At 62.8% G+C, this 16,109-nt stretch carries 14 protein-coding genes and 1 pseudogene; 10 read left to right on the plus strand and 5 right to left on the minus strand.

The genetic code is table 11. The annotated features are described in order from the left end of the window. Positions 1 to 243 precede the first annotated feature (243 nt). Positions 244 to 942 (minus strand): NUDIX hydrolase, encoded by a 699-nt coding sequence (locus BX591_RS00455; RefSeq protein WP_111928806.1) that lies wholly within the window; start codon positions 940 to 942, stop codon positions 244 to 246. Between the two features lie 134 nt (positions 943 to 1,076). Here BX591_RS00455 and prs point away from each other — a divergent pair, with 134 nt between their 5' ends. From prs to BX591_RS00475, 4 genes and pseudogenes are all read left to right on the plus strand, one after another. Further along, positions 1,077 to 1,895 carry a ribose-phosphate diphosphokinase gene (gene prs, locus BX591_RS00460; protein WP_111928807.1) on the plus strand — a complete coding sequence of 273 codons (819 nt, stop codon included), beginning with the start codon at positions 1,077 to 1,079 and terminating at the stop codon, positions 1,893 to 1,895. Positions 1,896 to 1,960: 65 nt separating this feature from the next. After that, on the plus strand, positions 1,961 to 3,670 hold the full coding sequence (locus tag BX591_RS00465) for a nicotinate phosphoribosyltransferase (RefSeq protein ID WP_111929326.1): 1,710 nt from the start codon (positions 1,961 to 1,963) through the stop codon (positions 3,668 to 3,670). A gap of 128 nt (positions 3,671 to 3,798) precedes the next feature. Next, a pseudogene (locus BX591_RS00470) lies at positions 3,799 to 4,088 on the plus strand (nucleotidyltransferase family protein). After that, entirely contained in the window at positions 4,085 to 4,321 is a 237-nt protein-coding gene (locus BX591_RS00475) for a HepT-like ribonuclease domain-containing protein (RefSeq protein WP_111928808.1), read from the plus strand. The pseudogene BX591_RS00470 and the gene BX591_RS00475 overlap by 4 nt, the downstream one beginning before the upstream one ends. On the opposite strand, the gene BX591_RS35950 is transcribed toward BX591_RS00475, so the two are convergent. Continuing rightward, positions 4,266 to 4,877, minus strand: a complete 612-nt coding sequence (locus BX591_RS35950) for a hypothetical protein (RefSeq protein WP_146749707.1) — start codon at positions 4,875 to 4,877, stop codon at positions 4,266 to 4,268. The two genes, BX591_RS00475 and BX591_RS35950, sit on opposite strands and share 56 nt — an antisense overlap. Then, entirely contained in the window at positions 4,853 to 6,181 is a 1,329-nt protein-coding gene (locus BX591_RS00480; protein ID WP_244146914.1) for a DUF6402 family protein, read from the minus strand. Before BX591_RS00480 ends, BX591_RS35950 begins: the two co-directional genes overlap by 25 nt. Positions 6,182 to 6,554: 373 nt before the next feature. Here BX591_RS00480 and BX591_RS00485 point away from each other — a divergent pair, with 373 nt between their 5' ends. Together BX591_RS00485 and BX591_RS00490 are read left to right on the plus strand one after the other, a co-directional pair. Continuing rightward, on the plus strand, positions 6,555 to 7,133 hold the full coding sequence (locus tag BX591_RS00485) for a YcxB family protein (protein ID WP_111928809.1): 579 nt from the start codon (positions 6,555 to 6,557) through the stop codon (positions 7,131 to 7,133). Further along, the gene (locus BX591_RS00490) at positions 7,123 to 7,593 is read left to right on the plus strand and encodes a hypothetical protein (RefSeq protein ID WP_244146913.1); all 471 of its coding nucleotides are present in this window, start codon (positions 7,123 to 7,125) and stop codon (positions 7,591 to 7,593) included. Before BX591_RS00485 ends, BX591_RS00490 begins: the two co-directional genes overlap by 11 nt. A 78-nt stretch (positions 7,594 to 7,671) precedes the next feature. Here BX591_RS00490 and BX591_RS00495 read toward each other — a convergent pair whose 3' ends face one another. Next, the gene (locus BX591_RS00495) at positions 7,672 to 8,331 is read right to left on the minus strand and encodes an NADPH-dependent F420 reductase (RefSeq protein WP_111928811.1); all 660 of its coding nucleotides are present in this window, start codon (positions 8,329 to 8,331) and stop codon (positions 7,672 to 7,674) included. A gap of 132 nt (positions 8,332 to 8,463) precedes the next feature. Here BX591_RS00495 and BX591_RS00500 point away from each other — a divergent pair, with 132 nt between their 5' ends. The 4 genes from BX591_RS00500 (at position 8,464) to BX591_RS00515 (ending at position 14,938) form a co-directional block, all read left to right on the plus strand. After that, on the plus strand, positions 8,464 to 9,384 hold the full coding sequence (locus tag BX591_RS00500) for a LysR family transcriptional regulator (RefSeq protein WP_111928812.1): 921 nt from the start codon (positions 8,464 to 8,466) through the stop codon (positions 9,382 to 9,384). A gap of 186 nt (positions 9,385 to 9,570) precedes the next feature. Continuing rightward, a complete protein-coding gene (locus tag BX591_RS00505) occupies positions 9,571 to 10,149 on the plus strand; it encodes a DUF2760 domain-containing protein (protein ID WP_111928813.1) in 579 nt (192 codons plus the stop codon). After that, a complete protein-coding gene (locus BX591_RS00510; RefSeq protein WP_111928814.1) occupies positions 10,146 to 12,005 on the plus strand; it encodes an Hsp70 family protein in 1,860 nt (619 codons plus the stop codon). Before BX591_RS00505 ends, BX591_RS00510 begins: the two co-directional genes overlap by 4 nt. Next, positions 12,002 to 14,938 carry an Hsp70 family protein gene (locus tag BX591_RS00515; protein ID WP_111928815.1) on the plus strand — a complete coding sequence of 979 codons (2,937 nt, stop codon included), beginning with the start codon at positions 12,002 to 12,004 and terminating at the stop codon, positions 14,936 to 14,938. Before BX591_RS00510 ends, BX591_RS00515 begins: the two co-directional genes overlap by 4 nt. A gap of 110 nt (positions 14,939 to 15,048) precedes the next feature. On the opposite strand, the gene BX591_RS00520 is transcribed toward BX591_RS00515, so the two are convergent. Further along, positions 15,049 to 16,089: a fimbrial protein gene (locus BX591_RS00520; protein ID WP_111928816.1), complete on the minus strand. Its 1,041-nt coding sequence runs from the start codon at positions 16,087 to 16,089 to the stop codon at positions 15,049 to 15,051. Positions 16,090 to 16,109: the final 20 nt, after the last annotated feature.

Here is a 16,109-nt window from a genome sequence, read left to right on the forward strand (position 1 = left end):
GCTTGTTGATTCGCTGGCTAGTCTACTCGCGGATCAACTCGCTGTACGCCTGAGATTTCTGATAGGGGTCGACCTGCCATCACGAATGATATAAGGTTCGCCGATTTATTATCAGGAACCGAAGTCAGTAAAGCTACACGCGCGCACGGCTATCTTTTATTTTCGCCACAAACCGCGACATTTACCGGGATTACCCTTTCCATTCGCCACGCGAACGTACAGCTTGAGCGGGGGGGCGCCGCTTTACCAGAACGCCCGTTTGAACAGACTCAGCCGATTCACCCTGAACAGCCGCGCGGGCCGCTGATTACCGCCCTGAAATTCGTCGGTGGCGATCAGGATATCGGCTTCGTCGGCCGCCTCGCCCGGTTGCAGATCGGCCACCTTGATCCCCAGCCGCGAACGGAACGTGCCGCGCGACACCGCCTCGCCAAAAATCTGTTCATAGATGGTCTGCAATTGCGTCAGCGTGAACAACTCCGGCAGCAGCCAGCACGGCAAGGTCGAATAGCTCGCCTTGTTGCGCACCCGCTGCACCGCTTCCGCCACCTGCTCCGCATGATCGAATGCGAGTTCGGGCAGGTCGTCCACATCGTAGAACTGAAACACGCCCGCGCCCGCCGCGCTCAGTTCCGCATGCGGGATCAGCGCGACGTGCGACACCGCCACCGACCAGCCGCGCGGATCGCGGGCCGGACCGCCAAAGCTGCGCAGTTGTTCGAGATAGCGCGGCGCGAAGCCGGTTTTCTCCGATAGCACGCGCTTTGCCGTCGCTTCCAGCGACTCGTCTTCGTCCACATGAACATAGCCGCCGGGCAACGCCAGGCTATGCTTCGCGGGCGCGCGCTCGCGCTGATGCAGGGCCACTTTCAGCAGGCCTTCGTCCAGCGTCAGCAAGACAATGTCGACGCTCACGTCCGGTGTGGTGTAGCGCTGTTTCATGGGTGACTCCTGTGCGTGCGCCAAATATGCGCTGCGGGTAATTCTATCAACATAGTTGCAATTCTCAACTAAGTAACCTTATACTGGCAACCAGTTAGTCGGATATTCCGACGAAGCCAGACGGAGGATAACAAATGATTCAGGTTTTTGCCGTATCGAGCGATCGGGGTGAAGTGCCGCTGGAACTCCGCAAACTGGTGTTCCCCGGCGGCGAGGTCAACGTCAGCGTCGAGCTGGGCAAGCCCGCGCACACGCTGCGCATTCAGGCGCATCTGCCCAACGCCGAAGCGGTCATGACGCTGCTGCTCGCAACCGACGCGCTGCGCCGCGGCTATCCGGGCACGCCGATCCTGTTGTCCCTGCCATACGTGCCGTATGCCCGCCAGGACCGCGTGGCGAATCCGGGTGAGGCGCTCAGCGCGCGCGTCTTCTGCGATCTGATCAACACGCAGCAGTATGCGCAGGTCGAAGTGCAGGACCCGCATAGCGATGTCGTGACCGCCCTGCTCGACCGCGTGGTGATCGCCGATCCGTTGCCGTCGTTGCGCCGTGCGCTGGCCAGCCTGGGTTCGGGCCGCGCCGCGCTGGTCGCGCCGGACGCCGGCGCCCGCAAGCGCGTCATGCATCTGGCGCAGGCGCTGGAACTCGACGTGGTGTTCGCCGAGAAAGTGCGCAATACGCAGACCGGCAAGATCACCGGCACGCAGGTGGTGGGCGACTTGCCCGACGCGCCGCTGCTGGTGGTGGACGATATCTGCGACGGCGGCCGCACCTTCACCGAACTCGCCACGGCGTTGCGTACCCGCCAGGCCGAACAGCGCCTGAGCCAGCCGCTTTACCTGTATGTCACGCACGGTATTTTCAGCAAGGGCCTCGCGCCGCTGCTCGAACACTACCAGACGGTTTTCACGCGCAACAACTGGACCAGCGACACGCGCTGCCAGCAGGTCTGAACCTGAAAGCGCCGCCGCATCCGCACCGAACACGACTCTGAATCCGAACTCGCCAGGAGATGTTGATGAACGCCCCCGACCGCACGGAAGTCCTCGAAAAAAACCAGCTCGTTCCGTTCAATCTTGCCGATTTCTACAAGACCGGCCACCCGTCCATGTACCCGAAAGCGACCACCAGGCTGGTCGCGAACTTCACGCCCCGTTCGGCGAAGTACGCACCGGTGCTGCGCGAACTGTTCGACGACAAGGTGGTCTGGTTCGGGCTGCAAGGCTTCATTCAGGAATGCCTGATCGACCTGTTCGGCGCGGAGTTCTTCCAGAAGCCGAAAGCTCAGGCGGTGCGCAAGTACAAGCGGCGCATGGACACGGCATTGGGACCTGACGCCGTACCGGTGGCGAGCCTCGAAGCGCTGCACGATCTCGGCCACCTGCCGCTCGAAATCCGTTCGCTGCCGGAAGGCTCGCGAGTCGACATCAAGGTGCCGCCGGTGATTTTCACCAACACGCACCCGGACTTTCCGTGGGTGTCCACGTACTTCGAAACGGTGGTGAGCTGTGAATCGTGGAAGCCGTCCACGGTCGCCACCATCGCGTTCGAATTCCGCAAGCTGCTGACCTACTTCGCGAACACGACCGGCGCGCCGCTCGACTTCGTGAACTGGCAAGGTCACGATTTTTCGATGCGCGGCATGAGCGGCGTGCACGACGCCATGCGTTGCGGCGCGGGTCACCTGTTGTCGTTCACCGGCACAGACACGATCCCCGCGATCGATTATCTCGAGGACCACTACGGCGCGAATGCGGAGCGCGAGCTGGTCGGCGGGTCGATTCCGGCGTCGGAACACAGCGTGATGGCGCTGCGCATTCTGCTCACGCAGCAACGCCTCGAACGCGATCCGGCGCAAGCCATGCTCGACCCGAAGGCGCTGCGCCGCAAGGCCGAACTGGAAGTGATCCGCGAGTTCGTCACCGAAGGCTACCCGCAGGGCATGGTCTCGCTCGTCAGCGACACGTTCGATTTCTGGAACGTGATGACGGTCATCGCGAAGGAACTGAAGGCGGATATTCTCGCCCGCCGGCCCGACGCGCTCGGCAACGCCAAAGTGGTGTTTCGCCCCGACTCCGGCGATCCGGTGAAGATCCTCACCGGCTATACGGACGACGAACTCGTGCAGCGCGATGGCCAACCCGTCGTCACCGAAACGGGCCGCTATACGGTCAAGGCGAGCGGCGAGACGATCAGCGAAGCTGAGCGTACCGGCGCGGTGGAGTGTCTGTGGAATATCTACGGCGGCACCACCACGGAAAAAGGCTACAAGGTGCTGGATTCGCACGTCGGGCTGATCTACGGCGACTCGATCACGCTGACCCGCGCGCGCGACATCATGTTGCGCATGGCGGCCAAGGGCTTCGCTTCGTGCAACGTGGTGCTCGGCATCGGCAGCTACGTGTACGGGATGAACTCGCGCGACACCTTCGGTTATGCGCTCAAGGCGATCTATGCCGAGGTGGATGGCGAAGCGGTCGACATCTACAAAGACCCGGCCACCGACGACGGCACCAAGAAGTCCGCGAAAGGTCTGCCGCGTGTCGAGAAGGAAGGCGATCACTTCGTGCTGTACGAACAACAGACCGTCGAGCAGGCGGAAGGCGGTGCGCTGGTGCCGGTGTTCCGCAATGGCGAATTGCTGGTGAAGCAGTCGCTGGCGGAGATTCGCGAGCGTTTGCAGTCGTCGTGGACGTGCCCGGAGGCGGGGTCGATCGTTTGGGGGTGAGGTACGGGTGCGCCCCGGCGTGATGGTGCGCCGGGGTCAATCGAGGCGTTAGAATTCCGCTATAGTTCCTGAAGCGGTACGCTCAGTCTCCTACCCTTTCAGCGGCTTTCGATAAGGAAAGAAGAACCATGCGGCCGTCCGTTGTGCTTGATCTCAAGCGAAGCGCTGTGCGCGAAGCAGCGAGTCGCTTCCGCACGGTGAATCCGCGCGTCTTCGGCTCGGTGCTGCATGGCACCGACCAGGATGGCAGCGACCTCGATCTGCTGGTCGATGCGTTACCTGGTGCACCCTGTTCGATCTGGGCGGCCTGCAGGACGCGCTTGAATCCTTACTCGGCGTCCATGTGCATCTTCTGACACCCGCCGACCTGCCGCCGAAGTTTCGCGCCAAGGTGCTTGCGGAGGCTAAGCCGGTATGAGCCAGAGCCGCTTGCCCGACTATCTCGATCACATGAAGCAGGCCGCGACGGACGCGATCGATTTCGTGAATGGCCTGAGCAAAGACAGTTTCCTTGAAGACAAGCGCACGCAGCAGGCGGTCATCATGAGTCTCATCATCATCGGTGAGGCTGCAACGAAAGTGATGGACGGTTACGCTAGTCAAGCAATGGAATTCGCGCACGCATCCAATCTAACGCCGTTGGCGGCATAAATAGGTGTTTTTCAAAAACACGTCCATTATTGTCGTAATAGGTAATGCGATCAGGTCCGTACTCAAGAGAATTCGGTGAATTTTCATTCCAGTTAACTAAAAAATGCCGACTTGCGAGAAGCACCCCCGCATCGCTGAAAACCTGCAGCCTTATAGAATCGCCGCTTTGCATGTCGTCACCGCCGGTTCCGCACAAGCTTATTTTATAAATCTTCCCATTTAAAATTTTCACTCCACCATTGAGTCTTTGACTGTATAAATCGCATCTCGTATACTGTGTCGGCAGGACAAAGTTGAAAAAACAAACACAAGCGTAGACACCAAACATCAAAAAAATGGCGATGGATAATTTCCCTTTCCAACCGGTCTTCGATTTCACGATGGAAAAGACGATTACGATCACAAAAACAAACGCAATCAGCCGCACAACCGCCAGCCTGTACTCGATCAGAAAAAGTAAAATTTTGACGCCGGTGAGATTCAGAACAACACCGAAGACAATAAAAATTGTTACAGCAACATATATTCGCTTCACATTTTTTCCGCTGGCCTGCATATCACCCCCACGTCGACCTCAATCGGCCTGCCTAGTTTTACATATTTCGGCTTTGAATAAATCATGAAATCGCCGCCCCGATTATGCCTTTCCCGCCAGCGATTGTACGTACTATTGTAGACAGGCCAATAAACGTCCCTTTCCATGAATTTTCTGATTACCCCCGTTCTTTTGTCAACCGGTTTATCCAGTGGCCTGTCAAAAAGATACTTCCAGTTAAAATTCATTTCAGCTTCGATCGAATTACCAAAACGAGTATGAAGTCGCCTACCATTGACAAGCTCGCTAACAAGCGAGCCTTTCGTCAGTATCACTCCTTTTTTATTCCAGTGACCAAGATATTGCGAATTTCCATCCGAGTCGTTAAACGAATAATTATCTTTCACATAGACGTAGACATGCGTTACTTTGATCTGCGCATCCATGCAATAGGTCCTGGTCTTCGCGCTCCGATCATATTTATAGTATCGATCCCCGCGGACCTCGACATGACCGATTGCAGCATAGATACCAAAATTTGCCAGTGCTGCCGTCAAATCAGTCATACCAAGGTGACTTGTCAGGGTATCGTAACTCGATACGCTGACGATCTGAAACTGCCAGTCCATATGAAATTTTCTCAGATCCTTCAGAAAGATTTTTGTGTTGAAATCCAAGGCGATGGACTGTTGAAACCCTCTTTCCAAAATCGGCCTGATCTTGTTTTTTATGAGCGCGCCCGCGGCCTCATTGTAAATTTTCCTTGAAATCAGATCGTTGTATTTATCTTTTACGCCGCCAAAATTCAGACACCAATCCAGCGAGATCGTAGCGCTGTCGATAGGTTGAACGGAGTTTGGATTGTCATCATAAATGTGTTTTGCGCTGCCGAACCACTCGGTTGCGAGTTCGGCCGAGACCGGCCAGCCCATGTTTTTCATCGCACCTGGCACGTCCAACAAATCAAATGTTGGCGGATTTTCAATCTGTTCGGCATCTTGAGGGGGAGTCGTTTCGGGGCGTGAGGTAAGTGCTGGCGGAGGCGATTTCTCTCGACTTTTTTCTCTCACCTGCTTATTCAGCTCTCGGACGGGCACTTGCCGGGGAGGCGATGGTTCATTAGGCGCCGAGCGATCAAACGAAATACATTTCAACGTATTGAGCGGCACGCAGCCTTGCGAGCCCGATGATTCTTTCCACTTCGATCCGGCAAGGAAATAGTACGGCACTTTAATTATTCTACTCATTTTCCAATAATCCACTCTCTTGACAAAAACACCCATGAAAATCATGCGGATAAAAAATAAGGATATCAATCCGATCACGCACATTCAAGACGCAAACCGAAATGAGTTTCCGAGTTTATTTTTTACCGGGGTATTCAATCAATAAGAAAATTCCGCAAATCACGCACGCAAATTCCGCAACATAAAATAATAAAATAATACAGCCGATATTTCATCGGTTCGGCATAAATAGGCATGCACATCGCCGAACCGAGATACGGAACAGCCAACCTTTGCAAGAAGGCGCGCGCCGCCGTGTTTCAGCCGCCCTCGCTGTTTTGGCCTAGCCCGTAAGCGTCACATAACGCACCTTTTTATATGCCATCAAAACCACCAGTCAGAATACACATGCATAACGCGCATTAACCTCGTGTACTATTCCCTCTCGCAGCAACGGCCCACCATTTAAAGCATGACCAACTCCGACACGCAGCTCCCCTTTCAAGTCTCCGTCACCTTGACGGATGAAGACTTTATCGCCGCGCACGTCGTGCTTTATTCGGCGAAACGCACGCTGCGCAAGCGGTTGCGTTCGATCGGGATTGCCGCGGCAGTCGGCGGCCTGTTCGGCTGGTATTGGGCCGCTACGCATGTCGACGTAGCGCTCGCAGCCAGCATTGCCGGTTGCGCGATTGCCGCCGGCGCGCTGGTGTTCTGCAACGACGCGTATTTTTCGCCCATATTCCTGCGCGGCATCGCGCGTGCCGGCCTCAAAGCGCGCATCAAACGCGGCGCGGTGCCATTTCTCGGCCCGCAGCAGGTCACCTTCGACACCACCGGCGTGACCGGCGAATCGACGCTATCCAGCCTGCGTCTGAACTGGTCGAGCCTGACCTCACGCGTGGACGACGCCGAGCGCATCTATCTGTTCGCCGGCGGCTCCGCGTTCGTCGCCCTGCCGCGTCGCGATTTGCTGCCGACGCAGCTCGCGGCCATCGAGCGTGTGATCGCGCGATATATGCCGGTGAGGGACCGCAGCGTTGAACGATGAGCCGACCAGCGCTTCAGGCGTGACGCCCATCCACCGCTTCACACTTGAAAAACACCACGGGCCCTACGAATCATGGCCGCCCGCGTCGCGCCTGATCGTCGACGGCCAGACGCTGCCGCTCGCGATTCCCGGCTATGCGTTGCTGTTCCAGTTCGACACGCCGTCCGGCTATCTTTTCGCCACCGACTTCGACTGCCCATTCGAAGAAGCGGCGGCGTTCGTGCTGGTCAGCAAAAACCTGCAACGCGTCCTCGCCGTCCGGCAGATCGGCGCGCCCTATTGTTCGTTCTGGCTGGATGACATCCGGTGGACGGACAGCACGCATTTCATCGCGACGTTCGCCGACGATCCGAACCGCTGGTTGTTCACGATCCGGGCATACGGAATTACCTGGCGCGGCCTGAGGTGGCTGTGTCCACGCCTGATGATGCGAAGAATCGGAGCGTCCCGCCACGTATGAATCGGAAGCACGGCGTCGCATCGTTGCGCGATACGGCGCCGGGCGTTTTCATAACTTCACCGCTTCACCCCCTCCGCCTCACTTCCGCCACGACCCATGCGGCAACTCGACATCCCGCTGCGCCGCCGCCAATCCCGCAACCAGCCCATCGCGATCGAACGGAATGCAATACACCGGCTTCGCCCGTTCAAAGCGCCAGCTGTCCCGCAGCGCCCCAGCATCGACTGGATCGAAACCGAACTGATCCATCAAGCCGCTCACAACCTGCTTGGCCGCCGCGTCATCGCCCGCGAAGGGCAACGCGCGACGCTTAAGCGTCCCGGCAGGCAGACCGTCCGTCTCCAGATCCGCCGCCAGAATCGCGTTGAACGCCTTGACCACTTTCGCGCCCGGCAACGCGGCGGCCAGCATCTGGCTGGTGGTGGTCACACGCTCGTCGAGCGCCGCGATCGGGCCGTCGCGCTCGGGATAATAGTTGCCCGTGTCGATCACGATCTTGCCGTCGAGCGCACCGACCGGTAGCGCGCCGATCTGGGAGAACGGCACCGCCACCACCACGACTTCGCCGAAACTCGCCGCCTGTTGCGCGGTGCCCAGCGCGCAACCCAGCGCGGCGGCGGTGCTGGTCAAGGTCGACGGATCGCGCGAATTGCTGATCATCACCTCATGCCCGCTCTGCTTCGCGAGGCTCGCCATCGCGCGGCCGATAAAGCCCGCGCCGAGAATGCCTATCTTCATGTTTCACACTCCATCACTGGTTGAGGACCGCGCCTTCCAGCGACGCCGGTCGGTGAGAAACACTATGATTCAAAATCCCAGCATGATAAACACGCATAATCCGACGATTGTCGAAATCACCAGTAGGGAATCATGGACCGTCTGACCAGCATGGCTGTGTTCGTCAAAACCGCGGACAGCGGCTCGTTCGCCGCGGCCGCGCTCGCGTTCGGCATCTCGTCGCAGATGGCGGGCAAGCACGTGAGCACGCTGGAAGAGCGCGTCGGCGCGCGCCTGCTCAACCGCACCACCCGCCGCCAGAGCCTCACCGAGATCGGCCAGATCTTCTACGAGCGCTGCAAGTCGCTGCTCGCGGATGCCGAAGCCGCCGAATCCGTCGCACAGGAACTCTCGGCCTCGCCGCGCGGACGCCTGCGCATTACCGCGCCGGTCACGTTCGGCGCCAACTGCCTCGCCCCGCTGATCGCCCGCTATCTGAAAAGCCATCCGCATGTGCGGGTCGACCTGACGCTGACCGACCGCTTCGTCGATCTGATCGACGAAGGCTACGAGGCGGCGATCCGGCTCGGCGTGTTGACGGATTCGTCGCTGATCGGCCGGCAATTGATGCCGTACCGGTTGCTCGTGTGCGCGTCGCCCGACTATCTGGCGCAGCACGGCGAGCCGCGAACGCCGGCGGAACTGGCCGATCATGCCTGCCTGAGCTTCGTCTACATGACGCGGCCGGTCGCGATGGAATGGCGTTTCTCCGACGCGCACGGCGACTACGTGGTGCCGGTCTCGGGCCCGTTTCACGCCAACGACGTCAAAGCGCTGCGCGCCGCCGCGCTCCATGGCGCGGGCGTGATGCTCGCGCCCGAGGTGGCCGTGCAGGACGATCTGGCCGCGGGCCGTCTGGTGCGTCTGCTGCGCGGCTACGAAACGCCCGCCCGGCCGATGCATCTGGTCTTCCCGGCGAGCCGCGCGACCCCGAAACTACGGGCCTTCATCGATCAGGTGGTCGCGGAATTCGGCCCCGAAACCGTGCCGGACGGCCGCGTCGAAGCGACCTGACGGCGCTTGAATCCGACTCTTCAAAGTCCGCCAAATTACGCGCGCCGAACGCTAGAATGTCCGGCTTTGTCCGCGTCGGACCCGCCACGAGGCAAAATACGGGTTTTCGCACACGCCCGGCCAGGCCCGGCGCGTGCGGCACAGTCAGGACAGCTCGTCCTTTAACAGAGCCCCTCAGGAGCATTGATGACCGATTCGAACCCATCCTTCCTCGGCAGGATTTCACTTGCCGTCGGCACCTTTTTCAGCATTCTCGGCGACGGTGAATTTGCTGCCGGCGTCCTGCGTCTGCGCCAGGGTGGCACGGCTGCCACCGCTACACCGGCTCCAGCGCCCACGCCCGCGCCAGCCCCCGCCGCCGCCCCCGCGCCCGTGCTGAAAACCGCCAGCCCCGACGCCGCGCTGCAACTGCTCGGCCTGCTGCAACGCGACGCCCGCTTCATCGATTTCGTCGAAGAAGACATCAAGAGCTACAGCGACGCCGACATCGGCGCGGCCGCGCGCCTCGTGCACGACGGTTGCCGCACGACGCTGCGCGAACATTTCACGATCCGTCCGGTGCGCGACGAAACCGAAGGCAGCCGCATCACGCTGGCCGAAGGTTTCGACGCCGGCGCGGTGCGCCTGACCGGCAACGTGGTCGGCAAGGCGCCGTTCAACGGCAGCATCAGCCACCGTGGCTGGCGCGTCGACGAGGTGCGTCTGCCGAAGCTCGCCGATGGCCACGACGCGAACGTGATCGCCCCGGCCGAGGTGGAGCTATGAGCGACGCCCGCTATTCGATCGGGATCGATCTCGGCACCACGCACTGTGCGCTGTCGTACGTCGACACCAGCGCCAGCGACGGCGAGAAAACCACCCAGGGCGTGCTACCGGTCGCGCAACTCACCGGCCCCGGCGCGATCGAGAACCTCGATCTGCTGCCCTCGTTCCTGTACTTGCCGCACCCGGATGAACTGGCGTCCGGCGACCTGTACCTGCCGTGGACCGGCCAGCGCGAATTCGCGGTCGGCGAGTTCGCCCGCAATCGCGGCGCGGCCACGCCGATCCGGCTGGTGTCGAGCGCGAAGAGCTGGTTGTGCCATCCGGGCGTCGACCGCCGTGCGGCGATTCTGCCGAACGACGCGCCGCCGGAAGTCGCGCGCGTCTCGCCGCTCGAAAGCTCGGTGCGCTATCTGACGCATCTGCGCGAAGCCTGGGACCATGCGCATCCCGAAGCGCCGTTCAGCCAGCAGGACGTCACGGTGACGATCCCGGCGTCGTTCGATCCGGCCGCGCGCGAGTTGACCGCCGAAGCCGGCGAGGCCGCCGGTTTCGGCCGCATGACGCTGCTCGAAGAACCGCAGGCGGCGCTCTATAGCTGGATTCAGAAGAGCGGCGGCCAATGGCGCAAGCAGGTCAAGGTCGGCGACATCATTCTGGTGGTCGACGTGGGCGGCGGCACGACCGACCTCTCGCTGATCGCCGTGATCGAGCGTGACGGCAATCTCGAACTGCATCGTGTCGCGGTCGGCGAACATATTCTGCTCGGCGGCGACAACATGGACCTCGCGCTCGCGCACGTCGTCGCCCGTAAGCTGGCGGCGCAAGGCACCCAGGCCGACGCGTGGCAATTGCGCGCCCTCACCTACGCGTGCCGTTCGGCCAAGGAAACGCTGCTCAGCGATCCGGCCACCGACACCGTGCCGCTCGTCGTGCCGAGCCGCGGCTCGAAGCTGATCGGCGGTTCGATCCGCACCGAACTCACCCGCGCCGAACTGACGCAAACCATCCTCGACGGCTTTTTCCCGCAGGTGGACAGCGCGGCGCGTCCGGTGAGCCGCGCGCGCGCCGGTCTGACGCAACTCGGCCTGCCGTATGCGCAGGACGCCGGTATCACGCGGCATCTGGCGGCGTTTCTCGGTCGTCAGGTCGGCGCGCTGGCCGAACTCGAAGGTCTCGGCGAGGCAGCGGCCAACGCGGCCGCGCAGGGCGCGAGCTTCCTGCATCCCACCGTGGTGCTGTTCAACGGCGGCGTGTTCAAGTCGCCGCTGCTGGTCGAACGCATCATGGGCACGCTCAACCAGTGGCTCGCGGCGGAAAGCGCGGCCCCGGCGCGGCTGCTCGAAGGCGCCGATCTCGACCTCGCGGTGGCGCGCGGCGCGGCCTACTACGGCTACGTGCGACGCGGCCAGGGCGTGCGGATTCGCGGCGGCACCGCGCGGGCGTACTACATCGCGATCGAATCGGCGATGCCCGCCGTGCCCGGCCTCGAACCGCCGATCCAGGCGCTGTGCGTGGCGCCCTTCGGCATGGAGGAAGGCACCGACGCCGAGTTGCCCGCGCAGGAGTTCGGTCTCGTGGTCGGCGAACCGGTGCACTTCCGCTTCTTCGGCTCGTCGGTGCGTCGTCAGGATCAGGTCGGCACGCTGCTCGACTTCTGGGGCCCCGACGAATTGCAGGAGCTCGAAGCGATCCAGGCGACGCTGCCGGCCGCCGGCCGCACCGCGGGCGAAGTGGTGCCGGTGAAACTGCACGCGCGCGTGACCGAAGCGGGCACGCTCGAACTCGAAGCCATCCCGCGCGGCACCGACGCGCGCTGGAAAGTCGAGTTCGACGTGCGCGGCAACGCCAATGCATGAGTGAGATGAAGCGGTATAGCGTCGGGATCGATCTCGGCACCAGCAACACGGTGCTGGCTTACGCGCAGGCAGGGTCGCAGTCGATCCATGTGTTCGAGATCGAGCAACTGGTGAGCCCCGGCGAAGTGGCGGCGCGGCCGTTGCTGCCTTCGGTGCGGTATCACGCGGCCGAAGGTGAGCTGGCCACGGGCGATGTGCGGTTGCCGTGGTCGTCGGTGGACCGTAGCGCCGACGCTCCCGCACCGCCGGTCGTGCTCGGCCGCCTCGCACGCGTGCTTGGCGCACAGGTGCCGGGACGGCTGGTGGCCAGCGCGAAGAGCTGGCTGTCGCATGCCTCGGTGGATCGCGTTGCACCGATCCTGCCGTGGGGCGCCCCCGACGAGGTCCGCAAAGTCTCGCCGGTCGAAGCCAGCGCGAGTTATCTCGCGCATGTGCGCTCGGCCTGGAACCAGCGTTTTCCGGACGCACCGCTCGACCAGCAGGACGTGGTACTCACCGTTCCCGCTTCGTTCGACGAAGGCGCCCGCGCGCTGACCGTGGCCGCGGCGCGCCTGGCCGGGCTGCCCAGACTGAAACTGCTGGAAGAGCCGCAAGCGGCCTTCTACGACTGGCTGTTTCACCACCGCGAGCGACTGGCCGACGAGCTCGCGCACACCCGTCTCGTGCTGATCTGCGACGTAGGCGGCGGCACCACCGACCTCACCCTGATCGCCGTCGACATGCGCGACGGCGAGCCGCAACTGACGCGTATCGGCGTGGGCAATCATCTGATGCTCGGCGGCGACAACATGGATCTCGCGCTCGCGCATCTGGTGGAGACGCGGCTGCCGGGCGACGGGGAACGCACGCGGCTGTCGGCGGCGAGTTTGTCGCAACTGGTCGAGCGTTGCCGCGCCGCCAAGGAACAGTTGCTCGGGCCGCACGCGCCCGACTCGGCGTCGATCACGCTGCTCGGCGCGGGCTCGAAGCTGATCGGCGGTGCGCGTAGTGCCCAGGTGACGCGGGAGGAAGTGGAGCGGATCATCGTCGACGGCTTCTTTCCGGCGGTGGCGTCGCACGAACGGCCGGGCAGACCGCGTGGCGCGATCGTCGAGTTCGGCCTGCCGTATGCGACCGATGCGGCGGTGACGCGGCATATCGCGGCGTTTTTGAGCCGCTTTGCAGCGCAGTCGCGTCAGGCGCTGGGCGTGGACGTGGGCGTGGGCAATACCAATACCGACGCCGGATCGGCTGCGGTTTCGACGTCGGCAGCGCCTGGCGCTGTCGCGTCGACCCCGTCGCCTTCCGACTCGAAGGCTGCGCAGACGCCAGCGGCCGACTCCGTCGCCCCCCTGCCGATCCCCGACACGCTGCTGCTCAACGGCGGCGTATTCCGCGCCGAGACGCTTACGCGGCGACTCGCCGACACCCTCGGCAGCTGGCGCGGCGAAGCGCTCAACGTGCTGCACAACGACAACCCCGACGTCGCCGTCGCGCGCGGCGCGGTCGCCTATTCGCTGGCGCGCGCGGGCGCCGCGCCGAAAATCGGCGGCGGCTCGCCGCGCAGCTATTTCCTCGTTCTCGAGGACAGCGGCGAGCCCACTACCCAGCCCACCCCGCGCGGCATCTGCCTGTTGCCGCGCGGCACCGAGGAAGGCCTGGAAATCCTGATCGCGGACCGCACGTTCGCGTTGCGGCTCGGCCACCCCGTGCGCTTCCACCTGGTGGCGTCGAGCGCGGACACGGTCTATCGCGCCGGCGAGCTGATCGATCTCACCGAGGGCGATTTCGTGCGCCTGCCGCCGATCGCCACCGTCGTTCAACCGCGCGGTGCGGGCAGCGCGCGCGAAACCGCGGTGCGGATCGCCACCTCGCTCACCGAGGTCGGCACGCTCGACGTGCACTGCATCGAACGGGACGATCCCACGCAACGCTGGCTGCTCGAATTCCAGTTGCGCAGCGAAGCCGCGCAGGTCGATCTCTCCGCGGATCCGGCGCAAGCGCGGCATCCGCGCCTCGACGAAGCGATCGAACAGATCGACCGCAGTTTCGGCACGCGCGCGCAGAAAATCGACCCGAGAGAAGTCAAGCGGTTGCGCGCGCAACTCGAACAACTGCTCGGCCCGCGCGACGGCTGGAACAGCGCATTGCTGCGCGAACTGTTCGGCGCGCTGTGGGAACGCGCGCGGCGTCGGCGGCGCTCGGCGGATCACGAACGCTTGTGGCTGAACCTGGCCGGCTACTGCTTGCGCCCCGGCTTCGGCTATCCACTCGACGAATGGCGCGTCGAGCAGGTGTGGACACTGTTCGACGACGGCATTCAGTACATCAACGACAGCCAGGTCTGGTCCGAATGGTGGACGCTGTGGCGCCGCGCGGCCGGCGGTCTCGACGAAGGCGCGCAACTGCGCGTGCTCGACGCCATGGCGTATCTGCAAAACGCCGCGCAAGCGCGTCACAAGCTGCCGTTCGACGTCGCGAAAACCGGCCTTGCGGATATGTTGCGGTTGAGCGCATCGCTTGAACGGATTCCGGTCGAGCGCAAGATCGAACTCGGCGAAGCCGTGCTGACGCGACTGAAAAAGCCCGCTGAGAATCATCAAAGCTGGTGGGCGGTTGGGCGGATCGGCGCGCGTCGACCGTTCTACGGCAGCGCGCATAGCGTCGTGCCGCCGGAGATCGCCGCGCAATGGCTGGGCGCGATTCTCGCGCTCGATTGGAAAAAGGTCGATCCGGCCGCGTTCGCCGCGGTGCAGATCGCCCGCATGAGCGGCGACCGCTCGCGCGACCTCGCCGACGATTTACGCCATACGGTGGTGCGGCGGCTCGAAGCCGCGAACGCGCCGCGCGCGTGGATCACGATGGTGAGCGAGCGCGTCGAACTCGATAACGCCGACGAAGGCCGCGTGTTCGGCGAGTCGTTGCCGGTGGGGTTGAAGCTGATCGGTGCGTGAGCGCGGCACGTGAGCGCGGTACGTGAACTTCGCGCCGCACCTCGCACGGCGCGAAGCAGACCGCGCTCGCAGGGAAATGCGGACCGGCCCGCGCTGGGCATCGCGCAATGCTATTGATAGGACATCGTGAACGTGGCGAGCCCTTTCAGCGTGCCGCCACTCACCGGCCCCGTGCGCACGTATCGCGCGCTCAACGGGATCCGGTTCGTCCCGGCGTTCATCCTCCCCATGAACGCAATATTGCGCACGCCGCTGTCCGGATCGTGCACGCCAAACGACAAGGCTCTCGACTCGAATAGGATCTGCATGCCAACGCCCTTCGCGGTCGAACCCGCGGCGGCGCTCAGGATCGCCGACCGGTTGCCGGGGTTCGACGCGTCGACGAGCGACATATAAGCTCTCACCGGTGCGGCGCAATTGAGCCCGATTGAAAACGGCACGGCGCCCGCACTCGCCAGGTTCGACGGCGACACGCGCGGCGGCAGCTCGACATGAATCGCCCAGGTGGTGACGTTGCAGGTACCCGCTGTGAACAGACTGCCCGGTGTGATGGACTGCGTTTTGCTGACCGTATCGAAGCAGCGGCCGGTAAAGGTGACGGTGAGACTCGGCAGCGTCGTCAGCGTGCCGCTTCCGGGCGGACCGGTCACCACGAGTTCGGCCCTGATGTGGTACTCGGCGGTGTGGCTGACGGGGGGCAAGAACGACGTGGAATAAGGTGCGTCGGTGAACGGCCCGTTCGCTTGCCGCTTGATGGAATAACGCACGCCCAGGCCGGCCACGTTGGTCTTGAAGAGTGTGGTGGAACCGGCTTCCGGGGTTCCGTTCACCGCGACGGTCTCGAAGATCCGGCAGAGCACTTGCGGCGTGCCGAGGCCGACCTCATGGGAAGCCGATTGCAACACCAGCCCCGTCGACGGGTCGTCCGGAACCCGGATCGTCGGGGCGAACGCGAGGTTGGACAGCGACGTTCCGTTGCCCGGAAACCGGATCGAGCCGGGAAACGCCTCGGCGCCGCCCGTCGGCAGGAGCGCGAGGACAAGCACACCGGCACGCGTTAGGGCGAAGCGGGTTGGGTACCGCACCGTATTCGGCGACTGTGCGCTGAATCGTCCGGCGCCTGGGTCAAACCGATCGAACTGATCGAACATCTCGACGCTCCGCGTTGCCG

The organism is Paraburkholderia bryophila, assembly GCF_003269035.1.
GTDB classification, from domain to species: domain Bacteria; phylum Pseudomonadota; class Gammaproteobacteria; order Burkholderiales; family Burkholderiaceae; genus Paraburkholderia; species Paraburkholderia bryophila.